24 protein-coding genes and 1 tRNA gene are annotated in these 21,937 nt (G+C 45.0%); 10 read left to right on the top strand and 15 right to left on the bottom strand.

Features of this window, described 5'->3' with window-relative positions; genetic code table 11:
- Window positions 1-411: 411 nt before the first annotated feature.
- On the bottom strand, window positions 412-1,089 hold the full coding sequence (locus BM058_RS02570) for a YkyA family protein (protein ID WP_177195396.1): 678 nt from the start codon (window positions 1,087-1,089) through the stop codon (window positions 412-414).
- Window positions 1,090-1,323: 234 nt separating this feature from the next.
- Between BM058_RS02570 and BM058_RS02565 the strand changes: the two genes are divergently transcribed.
- On the top strand, window positions 1,324-1,473 hold the full coding sequence (locus tag BM058_RS02565; protein WP_143082971.1) for a YjcZ family sporulation protein: 150 nt from the start codon (window positions 1,324-1,326) through the stop codon (window positions 1,471-1,473).
- A 165-nt stretch (window positions 1,474-1,638) separates the two neighbouring features.
- The gene (gene def, locus BM058_RS02560; protein ID WP_090925589.1) at window positions 1,639-2,187 is read left to right on the top strand and encodes a peptide deformylase; all 549 of its coding nucleotides are present in this window, start codon (window positions 1,639-1,641) and stop codon (window positions 2,185-2,187) included.
- A gap of 17 nt (window positions 2,188-2,204) precedes the next feature.
- On the opposite strand, the gene BM058_RS02555 is transcribed toward def, so the two are convergent.
- Complete coding sequence (locus BM058_RS02555) at window positions 2,205-2,981, bottom strand: Cof-type HAD-IIB family hydrolase (protein WP_090925464.1); 777 nt, start codon at window positions 2,979-2,981, stop codon at window positions 2,205-2,207.
- A gap of 342 nt (window positions 2,982-3,323) precedes the next feature.
- Here BM058_RS02555 and BM058_RS02550 point away from each other — a divergent pair, with 342 nt between their 5' ends.
- Both BM058_RS02550 and rnjA read left to right on the top strand, forming a co-directional pair.
- Window positions 3,324-3,533 (top strand): DNA-dependent RNA polymerase subunit epsilon, encoded by a 210-nt coding sequence (locus tag BM058_RS02550; protein ID WP_090925463.1) that lies wholly within the window; start codon window positions 3,324-3,326, stop codon window positions 3,531-3,533.
- 3 nt (window positions 3,534-3,536) lie between these two features.
- Window positions 3,537-5,204, top strand: coding sequence for a ribonuclease J1 (rnjA, locus tag BM058_RS02545; RefSeq protein WP_090925462.1), 1,668 nt, complete (start codon window positions 3,537-3,539; stop codon window positions 5,202-5,204).
- A 41-nt stretch (window positions 5,205-5,245) separates the two neighbouring features.
- On the opposite strand, the gene BM058_RS02540 is transcribed toward rnjA, so the two are convergent.
- From BM058_RS02540 to BM058_RS02530, 3 genes are all read right to left on the bottom strand, one after another.
- Window positions 5,246-5,911, bottom strand: a complete 666-nt coding sequence (locus BM058_RS02540) for a potassium channel family protein (protein ID WP_090925588.1) — start codon at window positions 5,909-5,911, stop codon at window positions 5,246-5,248.
- A 101-nt stretch (window positions 5,912-6,012) separates the two neighbouring features.
- Entirely contained in the window at window positions 6,013-6,459 is a 447-nt protein-coding gene (locus tag BM058_RS02535) for a TlpA family protein disulfide reductase (RefSeq protein WP_090925461.1), read from the bottom strand.
- A gap of 24 nt (window positions 6,460-6,483) precedes the next feature.
- Entirely contained in the window at window positions 6,484-7,038 is a 555-nt protein-coding gene (locus BM058_RS02530) for a peroxiredoxin (protein ID WP_090925460.1), read from the bottom strand.
- Window positions 7,039-7,202: 164 nt separating this feature from the next.
- Between BM058_RS02530 and BM058_RS02525 the strand changes: the two genes are divergently transcribed.
- Entirely contained in the window at window positions 7,203-8,024 is an 822-nt protein-coding gene (locus tag BM058_RS02525) for a mechanosensitive ion channel family protein (protein ID WP_245736794.1), read from the top strand.
- A gap of 95 nt (window positions 8,025-8,119) precedes the next feature.
- On the opposite strand, the gene BM058_RS02520 is transcribed toward BM058_RS02525, so the two are convergent.
- The 3 genes from BM058_RS02520 to dapD all read right to left on the bottom strand — a co-directional run bounded on the left by BM058_RS02520 (window position 8,120) and on the right by dapD (window position 11,243).
- The gene (locus BM058_RS02520; RefSeq protein WP_090925459.1) at window positions 8,120-9,241 is read right to left on the bottom strand and encodes an N-acetyldiaminopimelate deacetylase; all 1,122 of its coding nucleotides are present in this window, start codon (window positions 9,239-9,241) and stop codon (window positions 8,120-8,122) included.
- Window positions 9,234-10,442, bottom strand: coding sequence for an aspartate aminotransferase family protein (locus BM058_RS02515; RefSeq protein ID WP_090925458.1), 1,209 nt, complete (start codon window positions 10,440-10,442; stop codon window positions 9,234-9,236). The genes BM058_RS02520 and BM058_RS02515 overlap by 8 nt, the downstream gene beginning before the upstream one ends.
- Before the next feature lie 75 nt (window positions 10,443-10,517).
- On the bottom strand, window positions 10,518-11,243 hold the full coding sequence (gene dapD, locus BM058_RS02510; RefSeq protein WP_090925457.1) for a 2,3,4,5-tetrahydropyridine-2,6-dicarboxylate N-acetyltransferase: 726 nt from the start codon (window positions 11,241-11,243) through the stop codon (window positions 10,518-10,520).
- A 178-nt stretch (window positions 11,244-11,421) separates the two neighbouring features.
- Between dapD and BM058_RS02505 the strand changes: the two genes are divergently transcribed.
- Together BM058_RS02505 and BM058_RS02500 are read left to right on the top strand one after the other, a co-directional pair.
- Window positions 11,422-11,841 (top strand): MarR family winged helix-turn-helix transcriptional regulator, encoded by a 420-nt coding sequence (locus BM058_RS02505; RefSeq protein ID WP_090925456.1) that lies wholly within the window; start codon window positions 11,422-11,424, stop codon window positions 11,839-11,841.
- 1 nt (window position 11,842) lies between these two features.
- Complete coding sequence (locus tag BM058_RS02500; protein WP_245736793.1) at window positions 11,843-13,060, top strand: MFS transporter; 1,218 nt, start codon at window positions 11,843-11,845, stop codon at window positions 13,058-13,060.
- A gap of 49 nt (window positions 13,061-13,109) precedes the next feature.
- Here BM058_RS02500 and BM058_RS02495 read toward each other — a convergent pair whose 3' ends face one another.
- The 4 genes from BM058_RS02495 to BM058_RS02475 all read right to left on the bottom strand — a co-directional run bounded on the left by BM058_RS02495 (window position 13,110) and on the right by BM058_RS02475 (window position 17,059).
- Window positions 13,110-13,673: a hypothetical protein gene (locus BM058_RS02495; protein ID WP_090925454.1), complete on the bottom strand. Its 564-nt coding sequence runs from the start codon at window positions 13,671-13,673 to the stop codon at window positions 13,110-13,112.
- Between the two features lie 175 nt (window positions 13,674-13,848).
- The gene (locus BM058_RS02490; RefSeq protein WP_177195395.1) at window positions 13,849-14,244 is read right to left on the bottom strand and encodes an HPr family phosphocarrier protein; all 396 of its coding nucleotides are present in this window, start codon (window positions 14,242-14,244) and stop codon (window positions 13,849-13,851) included.
- Between the two features lie 103 nt (window positions 14,245-14,347).
- Window positions 14,348-15,478, bottom strand: a complete 1,131-nt coding sequence (locus tag BM058_RS02485) for a mechanosensitive ion channel family protein (protein WP_090925586.1) — start codon at window positions 15,476-15,478, stop codon at window positions 14,348-14,350.
- A 1,122-nt stretch (window positions 15,479-16,600) separates the two neighbouring features.
- Entirely contained in the window at window positions 16,601-17,059 is a 459-nt protein-coding gene (locus tag BM058_RS02475) for an RDD family protein (protein ID WP_090925451.1), read from the bottom strand.
- 129 nt (window positions 17,060-17,188) lie between these two features.
- Between BM058_RS02475 and BM058_RS02470 the strand changes: the two genes are divergently transcribed.
- The 3 genes from BM058_RS02470 (at window position 17,189) to BM058_RS02460 (ending at window position 18,924) form a co-directional block, all read left to right on the top strand.
- On the top strand, window positions 17,189-17,644 hold the full coding sequence (locus BM058_RS02470) for a hypothetical protein (RefSeq protein ID WP_090925450.1): 456 nt from the start codon (window positions 17,189-17,191) through the stop codon (window positions 17,642-17,644).
- 327 nt (window positions 17,645-17,971) lie between these two features.
- Window positions 17,972-18,433 (top strand): hypothetical protein, encoded by a 462-nt coding sequence (locus tag BM058_RS02465; RefSeq protein WP_090925449.1) that lies wholly within the window; start codon window positions 17,972-17,974, stop codon window positions 18,431-18,433.
- Complete coding sequence (locus tag BM058_RS02460; protein WP_090925448.1) at window positions 18,430-18,924, top strand: hypothetical protein; 495 nt, start codon at window positions 18,430-18,432, stop codon at window positions 18,922-18,924. The genes BM058_RS02465 and BM058_RS02460 overlap by 4 nt, the downstream gene beginning before the upstream one ends.
- A 277-nt stretch (window positions 18,925-19,201) precedes the next feature.
- Here BM058_RS02460 and BM058_RS02455 read toward each other — a convergent pair whose 3' ends face one another.
- From BM058_RS02455 to BM058_RS02445, 3 genes are all read right to left on the bottom strand, one after another.
- Window positions 19,202-20,254 carry a homocysteine S-methyltransferase family protein gene (locus tag BM058_RS02455; RefSeq protein ID WP_090925447.1) on the bottom strand — a complete coding sequence of 351 codons (1,053 nt, stop codon included), beginning with the start codon at window positions 20,252-20,254 and terminating at the stop codon, window positions 19,202-19,204.
- A 94-nt stretch (window positions 20,255-20,348) separates the two neighbouring features.
- Window positions 20,349-21,269: a LysR family transcriptional regulator gene (locus BM058_RS02450; RefSeq protein WP_090925446.1), complete on the bottom strand. Its 921-nt coding sequence runs from the start codon at window positions 21,267-21,269 to the stop codon at window positions 20,349-20,351.
- Between the two features lie 383 nt (window positions 21,270-21,652).
- Window positions 21,653-21,727: transfer RNA gene (locus BM058_RS02445), tRNA-Val, on the bottom strand.
- Window positions 21,728-21,937 lie beyond the last annotated feature (210 nt).

The raw sequence follows: 21,937 nt of genomic DNA, 5'->3' as shown, positions 1-21,937 counted from the left end.
ACTTTCGTGGTGACCTACATTTCATGATACAACTGTTTCATTAAAAGTTCAAAAAAAATGAAACAACCTTGATCTGTGATTAGAATATACCACTTTAAAAAGATTCGTCAATCCTTTTACTTCAAACGTTTCTATGATGTTTTGGGGCTGCAGTCACATAAGGTTGGACATGTAACTGTTATATATCATTTGATAATTGCTACAAACAGCTTCCCTTTTTGTGAGCGGATTCAGATGACGGTTGTTTTTATAACACAGCCCGGATAAAACAGACGGCTTCCTGTCTTCAAAAATCAAAACTCAGATACAGTACAAACGAACGGAATAAATATCTCCATAAAAATTTCCGGCTGCCAAAATGACAGCCGGAACCGCCGTTTCATGTTCCGGAAACCGTACCTTTTTCATTTTTTATTCTGTATTTTCCGCTTCTTCTGATTCCGGGTCGCTGATATCAAGTTCCGCTGCTTCATAGAAATTTTGTTTCGCCTGGTTGTATTCATCCGTGTAGCTGTTGAATGCATCCTTGTTTTCCACTACAATACTGTACTGCTGATTGACAGTATCAATTCGGTTTTGAAGATCTTCAATTTCGAGGTCTTCATTTGTGAAAGCATGATACAGTTCAATATCCTGTTCGACTGCTTTCTGATAGCTCTCATAAAGATCCTGATAGGAGGTATAACGATTTTCCATCGCTTTTTTTACAGCCTGGGCTTCTTCCCGGGCCTGCTCCACCTGATTCATCTGTTCTACCGCAAGCTGATACTCTTCATATGCCGACTCGATGCTTTCCTTTTCCTGCTCAAGCAGCTGTTTTCTTTCTTCGGCAAGCCCGACAGCCTCTGTGGCCAATGACTGAATCTGCTCCATATCTTCTGTACCCAGAGAAAGCATATCTTCATATAATTGCTGTTCTTTTTCCTCCAAGTTCATGATCGGCTCCTGCTGCTCTTCAAATCCATTTTCCAGCGATGCCGCTTCTTCCAGATGAGTATAAGCTTGTTCCGCGGCATTTCCTCCGCAGGCATTCAAAATCAGAAAAACGGCGGCTGCCGCACATACATATAACTTTTTCCTATGTGTCAACAATCTGTTCTCCTCTCTGTTGCACTCAGCTTTCTGCTCTTTAGTGATAGTCCATATATTATATTTACGTTCATACCCTCACAATCATAAAACAACTCCTATACTAAATCAACAAACTTCCTATTAGGCAGAAGCCCATCCATTTTTGTGTTTTTGACATAGGTTAAAAGGGAGATGACCTATTATCCTGCATTCTACGAAAGGAGAGAATTGAGTATGTGGGGAAACAATCAAATGTATCAGCCTTATTACGGTCAAAATCAGACAGCAGGTTACAGCAACGGAGGAAGCGGCGCAGGTAAAGCATTCGCACTGATTGTGGTGCTTTTCATTCTGCTCATTATCGTCGGAGCTTCCAAAAACGACTGCAGCTATAAAGACTAATAACAGACTTTGATGGAGCTATTCTAAAGGATAGCTCCTTTTTTTGAAACAGACAGAAACATTTCGACAAAACAGGCGGCTTTTGCCTCTTTCTTTTTTCTGTTATACTAAGAAAATATTATGGTGCAGCAACTGTATGTTATGATGCAACCGGAGGGATTAATTTTGCTGACGATGGATGATATTGTCCGGGAGGGTCACCCAGCACTTCGACAAGTTACCGAAGAGGTGCCGATGCCTCCTTCCGAGGAAGATAAAAACACATTAAAAGAAATGCTGGAATTTCTGCAGAACAGTCAGGATCCTGAAACCGCAGAGAAGTATGAACTTCGTTCCGGTGTCGGACTGGCCGCCCCGCAGCTTGGCATTAACAAGCGGATGTTTGCCGTACACGTAACAGATGAAAAAGACCGCTTGTACAGTTACGGATTGTTCAACCCGAAGATCACGAGACATTCTGTGGAAATGACCCATCTTGAAGGCGGGGAAGGCTGTCTTTCGGTGGACAGGGAAGTTCCCGGAAATGTTCCGCGTTATAAACGCATCACCCTGGAGGGAACAACTCTGGAAGGCGAAAAGGTGCGGCTGCGGCTCCGGGATCTGCCGGCTATTGTGTTTCAACATGAACTGGACCATTTAAATGGTGTTATGTTTTATGATCGGATAGAAGAAGAAATTCCGGAAACAAATAAAAAGGACGACGGAGCGCTGTAACTCTCCGTTGTCCTTTTTTAAAGCAGCCCGATTCGCTCCAGTCCCTGTTTCACTCCATCTTCATGAACCGGGGAGGTTACGAAATCCGCGGCCTGTTTCACTTCTTCCAACGCGTTGCCCATTGCGATACCGACACCGACTTCTTTCAACATTTCCATGTCATTCAAAGCATCTCCAAAGGCCGCCGTATCATCCATGGAGAAACCAAGGTGAGCAGCTGCGGCCTGAATGCCTTCCGCTTTAGAACCACCAAAAGGTACCACATCAACGGCCAGTTGGTGCCAGCGTACAAAACGAAACGTGTCGAAGGTATCACGGTAGTTTTGTTCGGCCTCTGGACCGCAGAACAAGAGACACTGGTAAATTTCATGGGTTTTATAAAATTCCTGGTTCGTAGGAGGGTAAGGCATTTTTAAATCACCCAGACCCTGGGAAATGTAATGATTCTGATCCGAATCCGCCGCTGCCTGCTCATGATCCATAAACACCATCGGGTGCTCCAGCATTCCAGCTTCCGAATGAAGAGCTGCCACTTTATTTGGTTCAAGCGGTTTTTTCTCAATCACTTCTCCCTCAGCCACTACGTAAGACCCGTTGAAACTGACAAATGTTTCAATTCCAAGTTCCTGGCGGAGCGTTTCAAACATAAATGGCGCCCTTCCGGTAGCAATGGCCACATACACCCCGTTTTCCTTCAAATCCTGAATTGCTTTTTTGGCCGAAGGGGGAAGTGTCATTTCTTTGGTATAGAGTGTCCCATCGATGTCAAAAAAAACAATGGAAGGTTTTTTCATGTCTGCATCACCTTGCAACTTTCTATGTTTAATTAAACGTGTCTCTATGTCCAACATTTATCGTAACATATCGAACACGGCGCTTCACGTATTCATTATTTACTCCCGCAGCCGATGGATGGTCTATTGAAAAACGAAAAGATTTCCATTACAATTTGATAATTGAACACTTGCGGTGCGGAGGAACATTGAAAAGTTCTTTATGGTTACTTCCTCCAATTTGATTTATAATGAGGAATAGATGCCATTCAAGTTCGTTTTACAGGCGTGCCGACCTGCCGGAACCGGAGCCGGCGCACCCTGCACGTCCTGACCCATATACTGAAAAGGAGAGATAACAATATGATTTTTAAAGTGTTTTACCAGAAAGACTTCAGCCAGATTCCTGTACGTGAAAATACAGATACCATGTTTGTTGAAGCGGAATCAGAACGGGAAGTACGGCGCAAATTAGCAGATAGACATTACAATATTGAATTCATTCAACCGGTTTCCGAGGACTTGTTGAAGCATGAACAGAAAAAAGAAGATTTTAAAGTGGAGAATCTATAAAGCATGAAACAGATGAAAAAAAATCAGGTTGCTGTTTTCGCCCTCGGAGGTCTTGGCGAAATCGGCAAAAATACGTATGCCATACAATACCAGGATGAGATTATTCTCATAGACGCCGGAATTATGTTTCCAGAAGACGAACTACTGGGGATCGACTATGTAATACCTGATTATACCTATCTGACCCGCAATAAAGACAAAATCAAGGGTCTCTTTGTCACGCACGGTCACGAAGACCATATTGGCGGCATTCCCTATCTTCTCCGGGAATTGAATGTCCCGATCTACGGCGGAAAACTCTCCATCGGCCTTCTGAAAGGAAAACTGGAAGAACACGGCCTGCTGAGAAAAGCCAAACTGAATGTGATTAATGAGGATCAGGTTATTAAATTTAAAAAAACCAAAGTTTCTTTCTTCCGGACAACACACAGTATTCCTGATTCTTTCGGAATCGTTGTAAACACGCCGGAAGGAAATATTGTACACACAGGAGATTTCAAATTCGATTTCACGCCGGTCGGGGAACCTGCAAACCTTTCGAAGATGGCTCAAATTGGAGAAGAGGGTGTTCTATGCCTGCTGTCGGACAGCACAAACAGTGAGGTTTCGGGATTTACCATGTCGGAACGGACTGTCGGGAAAAGTATCGACAATATCTTCCGCCAGGCGGAAGGGCGGCTGATTTTCGCCACCTTTGCATCTAATATTTACCGGCTGCAGCAGGCAGTGGAAGCTGCCGTTCAGGACGGCCGTAAGATTGCTGTTTTCGGACGCAGTATGGAATCTTCCATTACAATCGGACAGGAACTCGGTTATATTAAAGCACCAAAAGGCACGTTTATCGACGCAGCACAGCTAAATCGGATTCCGGACAATCAGGCTGCCATTTTATGTACAGGCAGTCAAGGGGAACCAATGGCGGCTCTTTCCCGTGTCGCACACGGAACCCACCGCCAGATTCAGATTATCCCTGGAGACACCGTGGTTTTCTCAAGCTCCCCAATCCCCGGCAACACGTTGTCGGTAAATAAGATTATCAATCAGCTGTCAAGAGCCGGGGCAAGAGTCATTCATGGTTCCCTGAACAATATCCACACTTCCGGCCACGGCAGCCAGGAAGAGCAGAAGTTAATGCTCCGGCTCTTAAAACCGCAGTATTTCATGCCGATTCACGGGGAATACCGGATGTTGACAATGCATACCAAACTGGCTAAAGACTGCGGTGTGCCGGAAGAGAATTCATTTGTGATGGAAAACGGCGAAGTCCTTGCCCTCACCAGAAAAAGCGCTTCGCCGCTGGGAAAAGTTCCATCCGGCTCCGTTTATGTGGACGGAAACGGCATCGGAGATATCGGAAACATCGTACTCCGTGACCGCCGCATTTTGTCAGAAGAAGGGCTTGTTGTCGTCGTGGTCAGCATAGACATGAAAAATTTCAAAGTCTCTGCCGGACCGGATATTATTTCCCGTGGATTCGTATACATGCGTGAATCCAGTGACCTTATCAACGATGCACAGGCAAAACTGACCAAACATCTTGAAGAAGTGATGAAACGAAAGACCACCCAGTGGTCGGAAATCAAAAATGAAGTCATCGATCAGCTTTCCCCGTATCTTTATGAAAAGACAAAACGAAAGCCGATGATACTTCCAATCATCATGGAAGTATGACATGAAGAAAGAGGCTGTCTTTTAATTGGACAGCCTCTTTCTTATGTTTCGTCAATCCAGCGTCTTTCCAGGCGGGTAATATCATCATCCGCCCCTATTACAATTAAAATATCTCCTTCTTCTATTTTTTTATCCGGTCTTGGAGATACATGAATATCTTCATCCCTTTTTACCGCAAGAATATTACACCCGTATCTGGCACGAAGATCTAGATTCACAATCGTTTCTCCGTCAATGGTCGGCCCCGCTGCCAGTTCCACTATACTGTACTCATCGGAGATTTCGAGATAATCCAATACACTGTTGGATACGACGTTGTGTGCAATCCGCACACCAATGTCCCGCTCGGGATGAATGATTTCATCCGCTCCTATACGATTCAATACTTTTTCATGATAATCATTCTGCGCTTTTACGGTTACGTGCTTCACATTCATCTCCACGAGAATCAGAGTGGTCAGAATACTTGATTGGATATCGTCTCCAATCGCAACGATAACATGATCGAAATTACCAATTCCCAGCCCCTTTAACGCTTTTTCATCCGTTGAATCTGCGATTGCTGCCTGAGTCACAAGGGAAGAAAATTCATTGACTTTGTCTTCATCCTGATCGATTGCAAGCACTTCACTTCCCTCATCCACAAGAGATTTGCAGATACTTCCGCCGAAACGGCCGAGACCAATCACCGCAAATTGTTTTTTCATGGCTTCATCCTCCGAACGTTCGTTCAATTTCTACAGCTTCCTATATTTTAAACGATGAAACGTTTCGGCGCAAAAGCAGGATTCCCCCCTGCTGCTTCCTCCTATTCCACCTGTCCCAGCAGCCGGTCGATTTTTTTGCGTAGGAGTTTCATGCCGCTGTCTCCTGATTGTGTATGAAACAGAGTTTTGTTTGGATGAAACAAGTAATAGGAAGGGACATAGTCATTTTGGAATTCATCGGATATCCGATTATCGTTATCCACAACCAGAGGATGGATAATATTTAAATCAGCCGCTTTTTGTTTCACTTTATTCATATCCTGATCTTTAGATGACCGGGGCATGTGTACGGATAATACATGAATCTTCGTTTTGTACCGGCTTAAAAGGCGGTTTAACGCGGGCATCGCTTTCTCACAGTGACTACAGCTGAGCGACCAGAAATGAACAAGCACAGGGCAGCCATCTTCTGCGTTTTCCTCCGCCCAGGATTCGTTGATCCAGTATTCATCTTTGTTGAAAGCAGGACGTTTCCAATCGTTATTCACTTTAAAACCTCCCTCGTTCCACGTCTAATTCCATTCGAGTGACTGCGCTCCCGGTTTCCAGTCCGCCGGGCAGGGTTTTCCTGTCTGCAAAGCTTCGAGCACGCGCAGTGTTTCCCCTACATCTCTTCCGATGCTGTCATGATGTATCAACGAATACACGACGATTCCCTCCGGACTGATAATAAACACAGCTCTTGCTGCCGTTCCTTCTGTTTCCTGTAGTACGCCGTAATCTTTAGATATATGATGACTGCTGTCTGAAATGAGTGGAAATGCGATACGTCCTATCCCATTATCCTCTCTCGGCGTGTTCGTCCACGCTTTATGAACATAAATGGAGTCTGTTGAAACGCCAAGAACATCCGTGTCCAGATCTTCAAAGTCCTCAAAATGACTATGAAGGGCTGTTATTTCCGTTGGACAGACAACGGAAAAATCCATAGGATAAAAGAATAACACGACCCATCTTTCATTATTTTGTGAGGAAGACAGATGAATGAGGTGCTCTGACTGATCCGGGAACAGAGCATTCGCTTTGAAAAGCGGAGCGGGACTACCGACAAGGTGATGCGTTGTCATCGTGCATACTCCTTTCTTTATACTGTAATCAGGTTCTCCCTGTTATCTTATACATCGATCGTTATTATGTTATAATGAGTTTTCCTGACAAAACATGATACGTTTCGTCAGATAACCACCGGGGTATAGTTCGTTTGAATTACATAAAGAAGGAGTGATGTCATGTGGGTGAATTCTTAGACATATCCAGTTTAATCAAAGGGACATCCAGAATAATAATTCTGGTCATTGCTTTCCTTATCGTGCGTGCTGTTGGGAAGAATATTATCAACCGTACGTTCTCGCGCATGAAGGAACAGAGGAATATGCATGCCGGCCGGGTACAAACCTTATATAAGTTGTCGGTCAATGTATTCTCTTATATTCTGATTTTTATTTTCATCACAATACTGATCGGGATTTTCGGGCTCGACATCGCGCCTATTATCGCTGGTGCCGGTGTGATTGGACTCGCCATCGGTTTCGGAGCTCAAGGGCTCGTAAGCGATGTGGTCACAGGATTTTTTATTCTGCTTGAAAAACAGATCGATGTAGAAGATTACGTTTCGGCTGCCGGTGTGGGCGGAGTGGTGGAAGAAGTGGGCCTTCGAACCACCCAGATCCGCGGCTTTGACGGGACGCTCCATTTCATCCCGAACCGTAACATCAGCAACGTGGATAACCATTCCCGCGGCAACATGAGAGCGATGATTGATATCGGCATCTCGTATGATGACAATATTGATGAAGCCGTCCGGGTGCTGCAGGACGTGTGCGATCAGCTCGCCGCAGAAGAACCTGCCATCAAAGAAGGACCGGACGTTCTGGGCGTTCAGGGAATCGGAGAATCGGACGTTGTCATCCGCATTCTCGGTAAAACCGAGAACATGGAACAGTGGGGCATTGAACGGAAACTGCGAAAAGCCTGCAAAGAAGCACTCGATAAAAACGGCATCGACATCCCTTATCCCCACCAGGTTTACGTGGACAAACGCCAGGAGAAGTAAAAAGTACAAAAAAGCCGCGGAAAAGCAGAAGCTTTCCCGCGGCTTTTTTAACTCTGTAAGTACCACCAGGGAGAACGATATGTAAATCACTCTTGTTACGAAGAACGGGACAAGAAGGACGTCATATGATTGACAGCCTGTGTGATAGCTTCTTCTTTTGGTTCAATACGGGCATCATGCAGTCCGTAAGGTGTGTCGACGCCAAGCCAGAACATCACACCCGGCACTTCTTCCAGAAAATAACCAAAGTCCTCGCCGGTCATGGCTTCCCCGCATTCCACCAGTTTCATGTCACTTTCTTCCGAGGTAAACCGCATAAATTCATCGGTCAATGCCTTGTCGTTGTTAACCTGACAGTAAGCTGAACCCCAATCAATGGAAATCTCGCAGTCAAAACCGGTTTCGATGCCTGCAGCCAGTGATTTGATCCGTTCTTTCACTTGTTTCATGCTCTCCACAGAAAGGGTGCGTACCGTTCCTTCCAGACGTGCCGTTTCTGCAATAATATTTTGTTTCGTTCCGCCGGAAATGGTACCGACAGTCACAACGGCTGCATCCATCGGGTTCACATTGCGCGAAACAATAGTCTGGAGCTGCGTAACAAGGTGTGAAGCCGCTGCTACCATATCGTTGGCCATGTGGGGTCTTGCTCCGTGTCCCCCTTTTCCTTTCAGGTCCATAAACAGTTCCGACGTATTGGCAAACAGCAGACCGGGCTTTAGTGCTGCAGTGCCGCTCGGATATTCCGGTGCAACGTGAAGAGCATACATTTCATCCGGTTTCCATTCCTGAAACGGCTGGGAACGAAGCATCGGCAGCGCGCCCCCCGGTCCTTCCTCTGCCGGCTGAAACAAAAACAACAGATTGTTACTGGGCTGGTTCCCGGCAAAGTACGACAGAATGCCGACCGCAATAGTCATATGTAAATCATGACCACACGCATGCATGTAACCTTCATGCGTGGAAGGAAACGAGAGAGTCGTCTGCTCCTCAATCGGCAGGCCGTCCATGTCAGTCCGGTAGCCTATCGTTTTTTCCGGAGCCATTCCTTCCACGAAAACAAATATACCACTCCGCCACGTCCGCACAGTGAGATATTCCTGCGGCATCGCGTTGATTTTTTCAAGCAGCAGCTCTTGTGTCTTCCATTCTTCAAAACCCGGTTCCGGAATCTGGTGCAGCTGCCTCCGGAGTGTAATCAGTTCTTCTTCAGTCATGAATGGATACCTCCTTCAAGAGTTCTTCTTCAAGTGCTCCAACAAAAGCATCGGTGTCCTGCGGTCTCAATGTGAGCGGAGGCAGGAGTCGTATAATTGTCTGCTGGGTAACATTGACCATAAAGCCTCGGCGGAGCAGCTGCTTTTGAATACGCTGGACATCTTCAGGAAGTGCCTGAAGACGAAGTCCAAGCATCATACCCTGTCCACGGACTTCGCGAAGTAGTCCACCGCTTGTTACTTTGAGGTATTCGAGACTATTCCATAAATAGGAGGCGTTTTCTATTCCTCTTTCCAGTCCTTCCTGGTCAAGCAGGACATCAAGCACTGCATTTCCCAGTGAGGCACTGAGCGGGCTTGGCGCAAACGTCGCACCGTGATCCCCCGCCACAAACAGAGTATCCAGTCCTTCACGTGCAACCATTCCTCCAAGCGGCAGGCCTCCTCCTACTCCTTTCGCAAAAAGAAGCAGATCAGGTGTTATATCCGTATGTTGATAGGAGAACATCTTTCCAGTCCTCCCCATTCCGGTTTGTATCTCATCCAGACAAAACAGTACACGGTACCGGCGGCACAGAGCAGCCGCTCCTTCAATAAACGAGCGCGATAAAGGCATGATACCTCCTGAACCAAGGACCGGCTCCATCATAAAGGCCGCCGGGTTCTTTTCCTGAAAAAGGCGTTCCAGCGCCTCCAGGTCTTCCGGAACCGTTTCATAGACCGGGTAATCGGCAGCCGGGAAGTCCTGATACACATTTTCCTGACGCGTCAGTTGAACCGCGCCGAGCGTCCGCCCGTGAAAACTGTTTTCAAGGACAGCAATGCCCTCCTTATTACCCGCCTCTTCCTTTTTCCATTTATGAATCAGTTTAACCGCCGCTTCAACAGCCTCTGTGCCGGAATTTGCAAAAAAAACCTTTCCCGGAAAGGTCTCTTTCACAAGCCGTTCGGCCAGTGTAATAGCCGGCGTATTCAGGAACACGTTCGAAATATGCAGAAATTTCCCTGCCTGTTCTTCAAGTTTCTGCACCAAATAAGGATGGGAGTGACCTAAAATGTTTACAGCAAGCCCTGTGAATAAATCGAGGTAGCTGTTCCCTTCTTCATCATAAAGGTAATTTCCCTCTCCTTTTGTTACAGCGATGGGAAGACGCTGGTAGGTATTCATGATGTACTGCTGATCCCTGTTCATCCAGTTCATTGTGATTCGTCCCTTCTTTTGATGGAAAAATACCCGGCTGAAAACAGTGTTTCAGACCGGGCAGAATATGACGTATTATTCGTCTTCGTTTAAGCGGCGCAGTTCCTGCTTCATTTCTGTTTTGCCTTTTGTCTGATCGTCAATTTCTTTAATAATCCGGGCCGGGGTGCCGGCAGCAACGGTATTGGCCGGTACATCTTCGGTGACGACAGCTCCTGCGGCAACAACAGCACCTTCGCCGACGGTGACACCTTCGAGGATGACGCAGTTCGCACCGACGACAACACCGTCTTCGATAACGACCGGCTGCGCGGAAGGCGGCTCTATGACGCCTGCAAGAATCGAACCGGCACCGATATGACAGTTGCTTCCAACGGTGGCTCGTCCGCCAAGGGCAACGTTCATATCTATCATCGTATTCTCCCCGACAACAGCGCCGATGTTGATGGTCGCACCCATCATGATAACCGCGTTTTTGCCGATATCCACCTGGTCGCGGATGACAGCACCCGGTTCGATACGGGCCTGTACGTCCTTCAGGTCAAGCAGCGGAATGGCACTGTTGCGGCGGTCATTCTCGATAACATAGTCTTCAATTTTGTCCGGGTTTTCTTCGATCCCTTTTTGAATATCTTTCCATTCTCCGAAAAGAACGCCTGTATTTCCAGTAATAAAACGCTTCGTATCATTACCGAAACCAATCAGTTCCAAACCGTCTCCTTTGATATGTACTTTCACCGGTGTCGTTTTTTCACTTTCCGAAATAAACGAAATAATTTCATTGGCATCCATTTGATTCATAACACGTGCCTCCTCAAGTATTCTCCTTCATAGATTATCATACGTCACAGGCGAAAGAAACCATTCTGTCTCTTTTGTATCCCCTTACATGAAAAACCCCGGTTTACAGGGGTGTGTATGGTCGTTATACTTAGCAGGTCTGTTATTAATTACTTAAGTAAATAATAAGGAGTTTGTCATGGATACAAGCGGACTCATCCATTTACTGAATCAGAAAGCCCGGAATTTCTCAAAAGAGCTGAATGACCAGGTACAGCCGCACGGCCTGTATGCCTCCCAGTGGACGATTTTATATATTCTGATGAAAAATGGTCCGATGACCCAGACTGCGATCTGGAAATACCTTCAGGTGGAAGCACCGACGGTTACCCGCACCCTTGCCAAAATGGAAGAAAACGGCTGGGTCATCAGGCAGTACGGGCGGGACCGCCGGGAACGTATCGCGGTCATAACGGATCAAGCAAAGAAGCAGCTGCCAAAGGTGAAAGAAAGTGTCGAACAGATGGAACACCACTTTACCGGCTCGTTAACCCGGGAAGAAGCAGATCAACTTTACATGCTGCTGCAGAAACTCGGAACAGAAGAAAGAAGGGATTAACTTGAATCAACCGAAACAGCCGATCTGGACGAAAGACTTTCTCAGTATTTCTCTCGTTCATTTCATCGTCTTTGTTATATTTTACACACTGCTTACCACCCTCCCGCTTTATGTTATTAACGAACTGGGCGGCTCCGAATCCAAAGGAGGCCTGGTTGTTACTGCGATGTTTATCACCGCCATTATTATCCGGCCGTTTTCCGGAAAGATACTGGAACAGGGCGGGAAGAAAAACATACTGCTTGTTACCGTGGTTGTCTTTACTATTTCGACCTTCGGGTATATATGGGTTGATGCTTTCGTGCCACTCATTCTGCTCCGCATTTTTCACGGCCTGTCGTTTGGTATATTAACAACCGCTACGTCAGCAATTGCAGCAGATGTTGTCCCTGATGCAAGACGCGGAGAAGGACTGGGCTATTTCACCATGTCGATGAATCTGGCCGTTGTGGCCGGTCCTTTTCTCGGCCTCACCCTGACCCAATTCGTGTCCTACCAGTTCTTATTCGTTCTGTTAAGTTGTATTATGGCCGCCGGCACACTGTCCGCGCTCCTCGTGCGTCCAAAAGAAGTACCAAAAGCTTCCGCCGGTGAGCGTAGTAAAATGAAAGTGCAGGATCTCATCGAGAAAAGAGCACTGCCGATTGCTGCAGTCAGCAGTCTTGTCGCTTTTTCCTACTCCGGCGTCATTTCGTTTATTTCTGTTTATGCGGAGGAACTTGGGCTGGCGTCTGTATCCAGTTATTTTTTCCTTGTTTTTGCAGTGACCATGCTTCTCAGCCGTCCATATCTCGGCCGCTTGTTTGACGCACGCGGTCCGAGAATTGTCATTATTCCGTGTCTGTTTATCTTTGCGGCCGGGCTTGGGCTTCTCAGCTTTTCCGAAAGCACGGTTTCCTTTCTTATATCCGCCGGTTTAATCGGTATCGGATATGGAACGCTGCTTCCCTCGCTGCTGTCGCTTTCTGTGCAGGCCGCCTCACCTGAGCGGAACAGTTATGCGACCGCTACGTTTTTTATGATGTTCGATTTGGGCATTGCAGCCGGTTCCTTTCTTCTCGGTATTGTCGTCACCTATACCGGATTTTCTATGCTCTTTGCAGGAAGTGCGGTGTTTGTCATATTGCTCTGCGGTCTCTTTCATTTCATGCTCGAAAAGAAGAAATCATCCGCTGCCAAACGTTGGATGCAGCAGGGAGCTGAATCTTCCAGCCGCTGATAAAAAAGACGGAGTAAGGATCTTTTCCCCACTCCGTCTTGTTCTGTATTTATGATGATTCAAACCATAGCGTGCTGATTTCCTCTGCGTTTTCGGCTTGTTTTTCTATAAGAATCGTGCCGTCTTTATACTTATATTCTTCCGTCCAGAGCCCTTCCATTTTATTCTCGTATGCCTCATCCGGAGAACCTGCCTGTTTTGTCACTCGTCCGGCCGTTATTTCAGGATTCTGTACAGCAAATACTTCCGCCTGTTCCGATCCGCCGGGAAAGAAGAACGTTCCGCTGTCGTAACGCATAAACGGTGCTCCTTCAAAAGAACCTTTCTCCTGCGGCATACCGGCTTTCTGTTTTATCTGTTCTCTGTCACGATGCAGAAAGGAAAACAAGGAAACAGCCTTCTGCTCCTGAAGCAGGCGGTTAAACTGCGTTTCCCCTTCTCCTTTTTGATCAGTGACACTCTTCACGTCGGAGAGAGGCTGTTTTTCTTCCAATTGAACAGCAGCAGATGACGCAGCCCCCTGTGTTGTATCAGTTTCTTCACTATCTGATTGTCCGCACGATGCCAGCAATGCTGCGCTCATGAACAAAAAAGCGGTGCCTGCCTTTATCAATTCGGCCCCCTCCTTTCGTTTCTTTACTACTTGTATTTCCCCTTCTCCGCGAATTTACACTACGATTTCCTCCAAACCGAAAAATCAAACTTTTGTCTTAATACCGGAACGTTTTTGACAAAAAAAGAACTGCTTTTCCTGCATGGTTTCAGAGAAAAACAGTTCCACTTTTATATTAATGCCTGGTCGTTTTTAAATAAGATTTGGCTACGTTTCGTACTTCAGGAGTCCAGTTGTGAAGAGATGCCGTCATTGCTTTTTCAACGGTTTCCATGCCTTCTTCTTCCCAGTACCCAAACGTTTCCTCTGCTGCTTCAGCGTCTTCAAGAAAGGAGTGGACACTTGATATCAGTGTTGATGCATCCGTCCCTCTGGCGCGGACATGAACCTTGTCACCGATACGTATGGTTGTAAAGACCGACATCATCCCAAGCATGCTTTTACCGTTTGCGGATGTCTGTTTTTTTTCAAAAAACACGTCGCTGTCATATCGTTCCAAATGATGAACAAGCTCCATCACTTTCTGTACAGACAGTCCTTTAAACAAAGAAAACACAGCCGTCTGTTCCAAAATGCCTCCCCCTTTTCCAATGGAATCCTTGGCTATTATAAAGGGAGCAGAGCGCATTTTCCACCGCTTGGCGGTAAGGTGTCACAGAAATGTCGCACAATATCTATTCTTCCTGCGGACCGGATGTATCCCCAGCGATATTCTGCCAGTCTTTTGGTACCTTCTCCACATACAGCGAACGGGAAGGAAAGGCCGCATTCACCCCTTCTTCTTCGAGAATCCGGATAATGGTCAGATTGATTTCTTCTTTTACTTTATACCATTTCAGCCAATCCGTGGATTTTGTGAAGAAATAGACGAAAATATCGTAAGACGATTCACTCATTTCGCTGAATCGAACGAGAATCAATTCGTTATCCACCTCTTCATGATCACGCAGCAGCTGATCCACCCGCTGTACGACGGTTTCGATTTTTTCCGGTGCTGTGCCGTATTCCACTCCCACTGTAAACATAATACGGCGGACACTCATTTCCGACCAGTTGGTTATTGCCTCATTGGCAAGAACTTTATTCGGGACCGTGACAAGCGAATCTGCAAACGTCCGGACTTCCGTACTTCGAAAGCTGATATCCTCCACCATGCCTTCAACAGTCGGTGTCTCAATCCAGTCACCGCTTTTAAAAGGGCGTTCCGTCACAATAATGACACCGCCGAGAAAGTTACTAAGCGTTTCCTGGGCGGCAAGTGCAACAGCAAGACCTCCGAGCCCGAGCCCGGCCACCAGCCCATTAATATTATATCCCCACTCGTAGGCAACCAGGGTGATAGTCAGCAGTACAATGGCAAATCGGGTGAGTTTCGACAGAAATGGAATCACCATACTGTCGGCTCCGTCTTCCATTTTGTGAGAGAAGCGGTGAAACAAATTGGAGCTCGATGAAGAGAAATTGAACAGCCCCCAGCCGATCACCACAATGACTATAGATCGGTACACTGTATTGATTACACTCATCGACTCTGCAGGTATAGGAAGATAGAGAAGGGCAAGGTACACACCAAGTACTCCGATAAAGAAACGGACCGGCTTCTCAAATGCAGTCAGCATATTAGTAAAAAAGGAGGCAGGCGACTTTTGCGCAAACCTCATCACAATCTTAAAAATGTAACGCGTGAACACTTTGCGGAAAGTGAAAATCACGAGGAAGATAAGACATGCAATCCCTATTTTCAGCCATGGCAGGCCTAGAAAGGCCTCCCACCACTCTTTTATGATATTTATTACGATATCCATTGTTTTCCCTCCATGCGCACTGGTTCCGGATCGCTGCTGCCCATATTCTGTGTTATTCCGGACCGGATGACAATTGACAACATCCCTCTTTTTCATATCCTTAGATGCCTCTCTTATTTTACTAAAAGGGCCGCCGCTGTGTATATCCGTCCTTCCGCTTACCACCTCTGCGCTGAATCGGAAAGCACAGATTTTCTTCCATAAACTTTATGAATAGAACAACCAATATATATTGAAAAGATGATCAATACATACAAAACATCAAAAGAAATAACAGCTGTGGTACATGTAATGAAAGCGTTCAAAAACTGAATAACCAAGATTCCGATGGTGCGCTTTATAAGTTTTTTTACAATCATTGCTATTGTAACACTGTTGATCACAAAAAAGTTATCTCCCATTATCGGGATGACACTAATTCCTGCGGCAGCGGGTTTGAAGAGTTCACCACATATTTTCAGAACGGTATTGATTCGGTCATGTCTGTTGTCATTATGTTTATTTTTGCTATTTTGTTTTTTGTATGATGCAGGATGCCAGATTGTGTGATTCGATTATTAGTAATGTAGCAGATTGGCAGCCTGCGGGTCACAATTCCTCCCGACGGCTGAGATTGTGACCGTTAGCCGGCGTCTAAAAGACACAATTCAGTTCCGGAATGGCTGAAGGGCATTTTATAGGGAAGCTGAAGGGCACAATGTGCTGTCCGGGCTGGAAGTGTGTCGGTTAGAGACATTTTGCGCGGCGGAATGTCTCTAAAAGGGGGGTTACGGACTCTTTCATCGTTTTTTCTATCGAAGGTGTCCAGTAAAATGATTTACTGGACATATCAGGTATGAAAATGTCTGTAAAACTCCGGTTAGAGCCATTTTGGCATCCAAAGTGTCCGTAACCGCTGGAGGCTGCATAGAAAGCAGCCGTGTTTCACCGCAGCATCAAGCAGATCGGCAGCCTGCGGGTCACAATTCCTCTCGGCGGATGAGATTGTGACCGTTAGCCGGCGTCTAAGGGACACAATCCAGTGCCGGAATGCTTAAAGTACATCTTAGAGTCGCGCTTAAATACACTTTTCACCTTCTGGCCGGCCATTGTGCCGGGTAGAAACTTTTCTGCCTATGGATTCTACCGGATCGTATCGGCCGGCGGCTGGGATTGTTCGGCTTCTTTGCGGATTCTTGCCGATGTCTTCACTACGTACGTTCCGGCGATGAAGTCATGAATCGCTTTGCGGTCTTCGCGGAGCCCGACCATAAACGCGCTCACGATCACTCCGATCCCAAGCGTCCCTACGTAAACAAGGCCTGCCACGAGCACCCGCATCAGCATCGTACCAAGCGTGACATCCTTCCCGGAATCCTTCACGATCCGGATCCCGACAATCCGTTTGCCGATCACATAGCCGTGCCAGAACACCGGCAGTAAAATAAGATAGGACAAGCTGATAAAATCGGTGATATTCCATTCCTCCCGGTAAATCTCCCCGTATATCAGCCATGTCATCATACTGAACACAGCCCCTGTAATGAAGAAATCTAAAATAGATGCACCCAATCTGAGCCCGAATCCTGCCCGTTCTTCCATCACGGTCTCCTCGTTCTTCCATCATCTTGTTATTTTCTTACTGCCATTCCCTCTCCTGTTTGTATATTTATGAATTGGGCATGATAGAAGAAATGAGTAAAGAAAAATGGTTAAAAGGACGGTAATCTTTTGTTTAATCAACTGCTGTTATGGGCGACCTTTATCCTCCCCTGGTTCGCACTAATCCCCCTGAACAATACCCGTATAAAAAAAGTGTTCCCGTCGGCTTTGTTCGGCACGCTCATTCTTACGTTTGTCTTTCAGGTGGCGGACCGGTTTGAATGGTGGCAGATAGAAGAAAATATTTTTTTACTGACAAATATCACGTCTTTTGTTTACGGCTTGTTTTTTGCCGGGACCATCATCATTCTATATTTCACGCATCACCATTTTTGGCTGTATATGACCACGAACCTGATCATCGATGCCTTTCTTTCTTTTATGGTAAGTACATGGTACGAACACTTAGGTATTTATGAATTAATAAACATTAATTCTTTCGGCGTTTATGCATTAACCACTGTGATCGCACTGTTAATTTACAGTTTTCAAAAATGGCAGGAGACGGTCATAATTCAAAAATGAAGGCTGCACAAAAATTGGGTTTTTTCTCTATATAAAGGAAAGTACAATCCGATACTCTTGAAGGAATAGCTTCTCCGCCAGCATCTTTTGCAGTCAACAACGTCATCCGGCCCGTTTGCATATCACATATTTTCTCCACGTATTCCAACTAAAAGCAGGCTGTCTCCGTCGGTATCGAAAAAATACATTATATATTAATCGACCGGCAAACTTATTTTTGTCAAAGTTTACAATGTATCTGCAAATGACATATAGAGCATCCTCTTTTTTGAATACCTGTTACCTGAAACACACATAATATCAATATGGATAAGGAGTGTGATCTATATGGCTTTTGCCTCATTTTTCTTTGCTGCATGGTTTATAACAACAGCATTTTTGATGATGCCAAAGAAATTATCGATTATAGAAAATACATTTGTATTTATGGTTATTCTTATTATCAATATTAACTGGGGTTGGATTGTATATGAGAGCATGGAACGGATTGAATTAACAGAAGAAGGTATGATTTATACAGCTTTTTTATTACTTAGAAGTGTAATCATTCCAGTAATCCTAATCACTCAATTAAATCTGGTTCATAAATCAAACATGATATTCGTTGTTTTGGTATCTTTAATCATACTGCTGTTTTTATCAAGTTTGTCCGCCATTTTAAACATAGCGGATTATGTAAAATGGAACTTGGGATTTGATGCCATTTACTATTTGCTGCTACATGTCATTGCCTATTACTCGCTTCTGTTGATACGAAAGATTGCAGATAGAGAGGTGACATACACGTGACGTTATGGGCAGGCTTTGATACAAACGAAATATGTCTATTGATAATGCTTTTACTGGCTTACGGTGCTTTATTCCTGCTTCCCAAAAAATTCACAAGAGACATAACTCTATTGTTTTCAGTATGGGGAGTCTCCTTTGGATTTTTATTTGATTTTACGATCGGCGGCGGAATCATTAATTTCTATATAATTAATGATTCACCTGATTATGAATTATTTGATATTTTGTATTATCTGTTATTTGCTCCTTCGAGTTACATCTTTATATACTTTTATGAAGTGTTTAGATCTTATAAGAATGTTTTTTTATGGTATATTGCAATCTTTTCTTTAGTTGGTGTTGGGGTGCAGACCGCATTCACTTGGCTTGAAATTATAAACTTTAAAAATGGATATCAACCGTTGTTTTCATTTGCCGTTTTTTTAACGATCCAAAGCATCACCATTCTTTATTTTGAATTCATATACTCAAAATTTAACGTTTACAAGTAATTACTCTGAAATTGCATAATCCATAAAAAATTCCACACATGTTCATAAAAAGACAGAAAGTTGCTGTTTCTCTTCAAGAAAAGGGGCAGAGAGGAATTCGTAATACACAAAGTGATCAATCTTATCAAGCAAAAGTGTTAACTCTAATCCAGCAGTTACACCAGTATTAAAAATGGATGCAGCTTCCGTTCATGAAGAATGCATCCATCTTGTTCATAAGCGCCCGATTAAAGCTATATTTATTATCGCTTTCCTGCTTCCCCTCTCCCCATATGACTTATGCTTTTTTACTGTAGTTTAGATTATGATCCTTCAGTGTTTCATCTTTGCCGAATAAGAAGTGTTTCTCCATATCCGGTGAATATTTGGAATTAATGGTTTCGTATCCTATTGCTTCTGCTATTGCTCTGATCATCGCAGGGGAGGCCCCGCAGCAAAGACCAATATAATGAATGCCTATATCTTTTGCTTCTTTCGCCCATTCTGCTAATTCGTACCGATTGTGATAAAGCGGGTCCAAGGATGTCGGGAACGTGGTTTCGGTCGGCAGGGAACAGCTGCATCCTCCATCAGGCAGGTTGAAGAACGTCGGGTGTTCTTCTGTCGTGCGATATGGAATGGGCAATCCACCGACATGCCCTTCTACCTCATTTCTAATTCCCTTCAGGTATGGCTGCATCGTATCTGGTCCGCGGAAACAGTTCATCCCAACCACTAACGCGCCTTTTTCAGAAAGAATGTTACAGGATTGTTCAACGGTATAACCATCCCGCATTATATTTTCGCCCATCAGCCCCAATGTAACGACTGCCGGCAGACCCTGCTTTTGAATTTCCTCCAGCGCAATAACAGCCTCTTCATGGTAGTAAAACGTTTCTCCGTTTATAAAATCGACGCCTTCTTCTTTGCACCACGCGGCCATTTCTGCAAATATACTTCTCACTTCTTCCGCAGAATCAGCATCTTCCGGATCAAAAATATTCGTATTCGAAATGTTGCCTGCAACTAACGCTTCTTCTACAGGATGTTCTTTTGCCACTTCTTTCGCCAAACGAATTGCATTTCGGTTTAACGGCTCATGTAAATGTTCTTTCCCTATAATTCTCATTTTTTCACGGTGGGCATTATAGGTGAAAGCTAAAACCACATCTGAACCGGCATTCATGTAATCTCGATATACCTGCTTTAACACCTCCGGGTGCTCCAGCGCTACTTCTGGTACAAACGATCCAGCCTGTAAGTAACCTCTGCGCTCCATTTCAAATAAATATCCTTCGGCTGCAACGACTGTGCCTTCATTTAATCTTTGTTCTAAACTTCTTTTCCCCACTGCTAACCCTCTCCTTTAGTAATGTAGGGTCAGTGTAGCATTGAATAATGGTATAGCATAACACGTAAAGCCTATGCTTTGTCATAGTTTCAACCTATAGCAAAGTTAATTCTTCGGTAATCGTTTCCTTTAAGAAATTGATATAAATCGCTGCCAGCGGGCTGTTTGCTGCATTCTTATGTTGAATATACCCGACTGTAATGCTCTCATCCACGTTAAGCGGCACCGCCACAATATCATCGTCGTTGATGTCATAACTGATTATACCTGTGGAAATCGTGTATCCATTCAATCCTATCAGCAGGTTAAACAACGTGGCCCGGTCACTGACACGAATATTTTTGCGCCTTGAGATGGTGCTTAATATCTCCTCGGAGAAATGAAACGAATTATAGTCCCCTTGTTCAAAAGACAAATATGGGTAAGGATCCAAATCAGCTAAGGTAACATATTTCTCAGCTGCGAGTGGATTCGTTGAACTGATGAACACATGCGGTCTGGCCTGAAACAGCTCATGAAACGTTAAATTTCCCTCTCTCAGAAACTTTCGAATGACCTGTTGGTTAAAATCATTTAGATACAAAATCCCAATTTCACTACGAAGGTTCTTTACATCCTCAATGATTTCATAGGTCCTCGTTTCTCGTAACGTAAACTCATATTCGTCGCGATCGTAATTTTTCAACAGTTTCACAAACGCACTGACCGCAAAGGCATAATGCTGGGCCGATACAGAGAAGTGCTGCTGCGGGGGTTGAGCCGTATTGGCATAGCGGTTTTCAAGCAATTCTGTCTGTTCCATTACCTGCCTGGCGTAACCTAAAAACTCCGAACCCTCTGACGTAATAACAATTCCCTTGTTCGTACGGGAAAAAATCGAAATCCCCAGTTCACTCTCCAATTCTTTAATCGCATTCGACAGACTTGGCTGGCTGATAAACAATTGATGGGCAGCTTTACTAATTGATCGCTGCTTCGCCACTTCAATCACATATCTCAATTGCTGCAATGTCACGTAAACTCCTCCTTCCTTTTGTTCTTTACATTCTTTCGTAAAGCTTCTTCTTGTTCGTCCGACCCTATTGATTCTCCCCAGCGTTTATTTGATTTAAGTCTATATAACCTTAACGAATCTGTCCAGCTAAGTGTAACCTGTCCACATGCGCAGCTATTTCTTCCTCCCCCGGTTCAGCCTCCTCTGAATTTTTCATCGCAAGTCCGGGCCGCCCGCCTATTACCTCACCCCGTCTTCCACCTCAATACACTCTGTTATAGCTGATAAAATCAATAACACTTTATTCGGGTAAAGGTTTGCAATTTGTTTGAAAATCGCGTTCAGTTAAAAAATGACGCCGGGCCGAGGGTATCCTCGAACCGGCGCCACCTGCGTATTATGTATGGTGAGCCGTACTGGATTCGAACCAGTGACCTCCTGCCTGTCAAGCAGGCGTTCTCCCACTGAACTAACGGCTCATGTTATCTTCAAATCAACGACATTCTTTATTATAAGACGGAAAGAGCAAAGACGCAAGGGATATTCATTATTTTTTCAGGTTCCCTCAGGAACCTGAAATCCATTAAATTTCGTTCTTTTCGGTCTCGGTGTCGCCTTCGCCCTCTTCCGGCTTCTGTGGACGCTTGTCCTTGGTAAACAAAGACTTCCACATCTGTTTTAGTTTTTTC

It is taken from the genome of Salibacterium qingdaonense (genome assembly GCF_900114715.1).
In the GTDB taxonomy this organism is placed as follows: Bacteria; Bacillota; Bacilli; order Bacillales; family Marinococcaceae; genus Salibacterium; species Salibacterium qingdaonense.
Note: the sequence above shows the minus strand (reverse complement) of the source record. Positions and strands in the feature narration are given on the sequence as shown.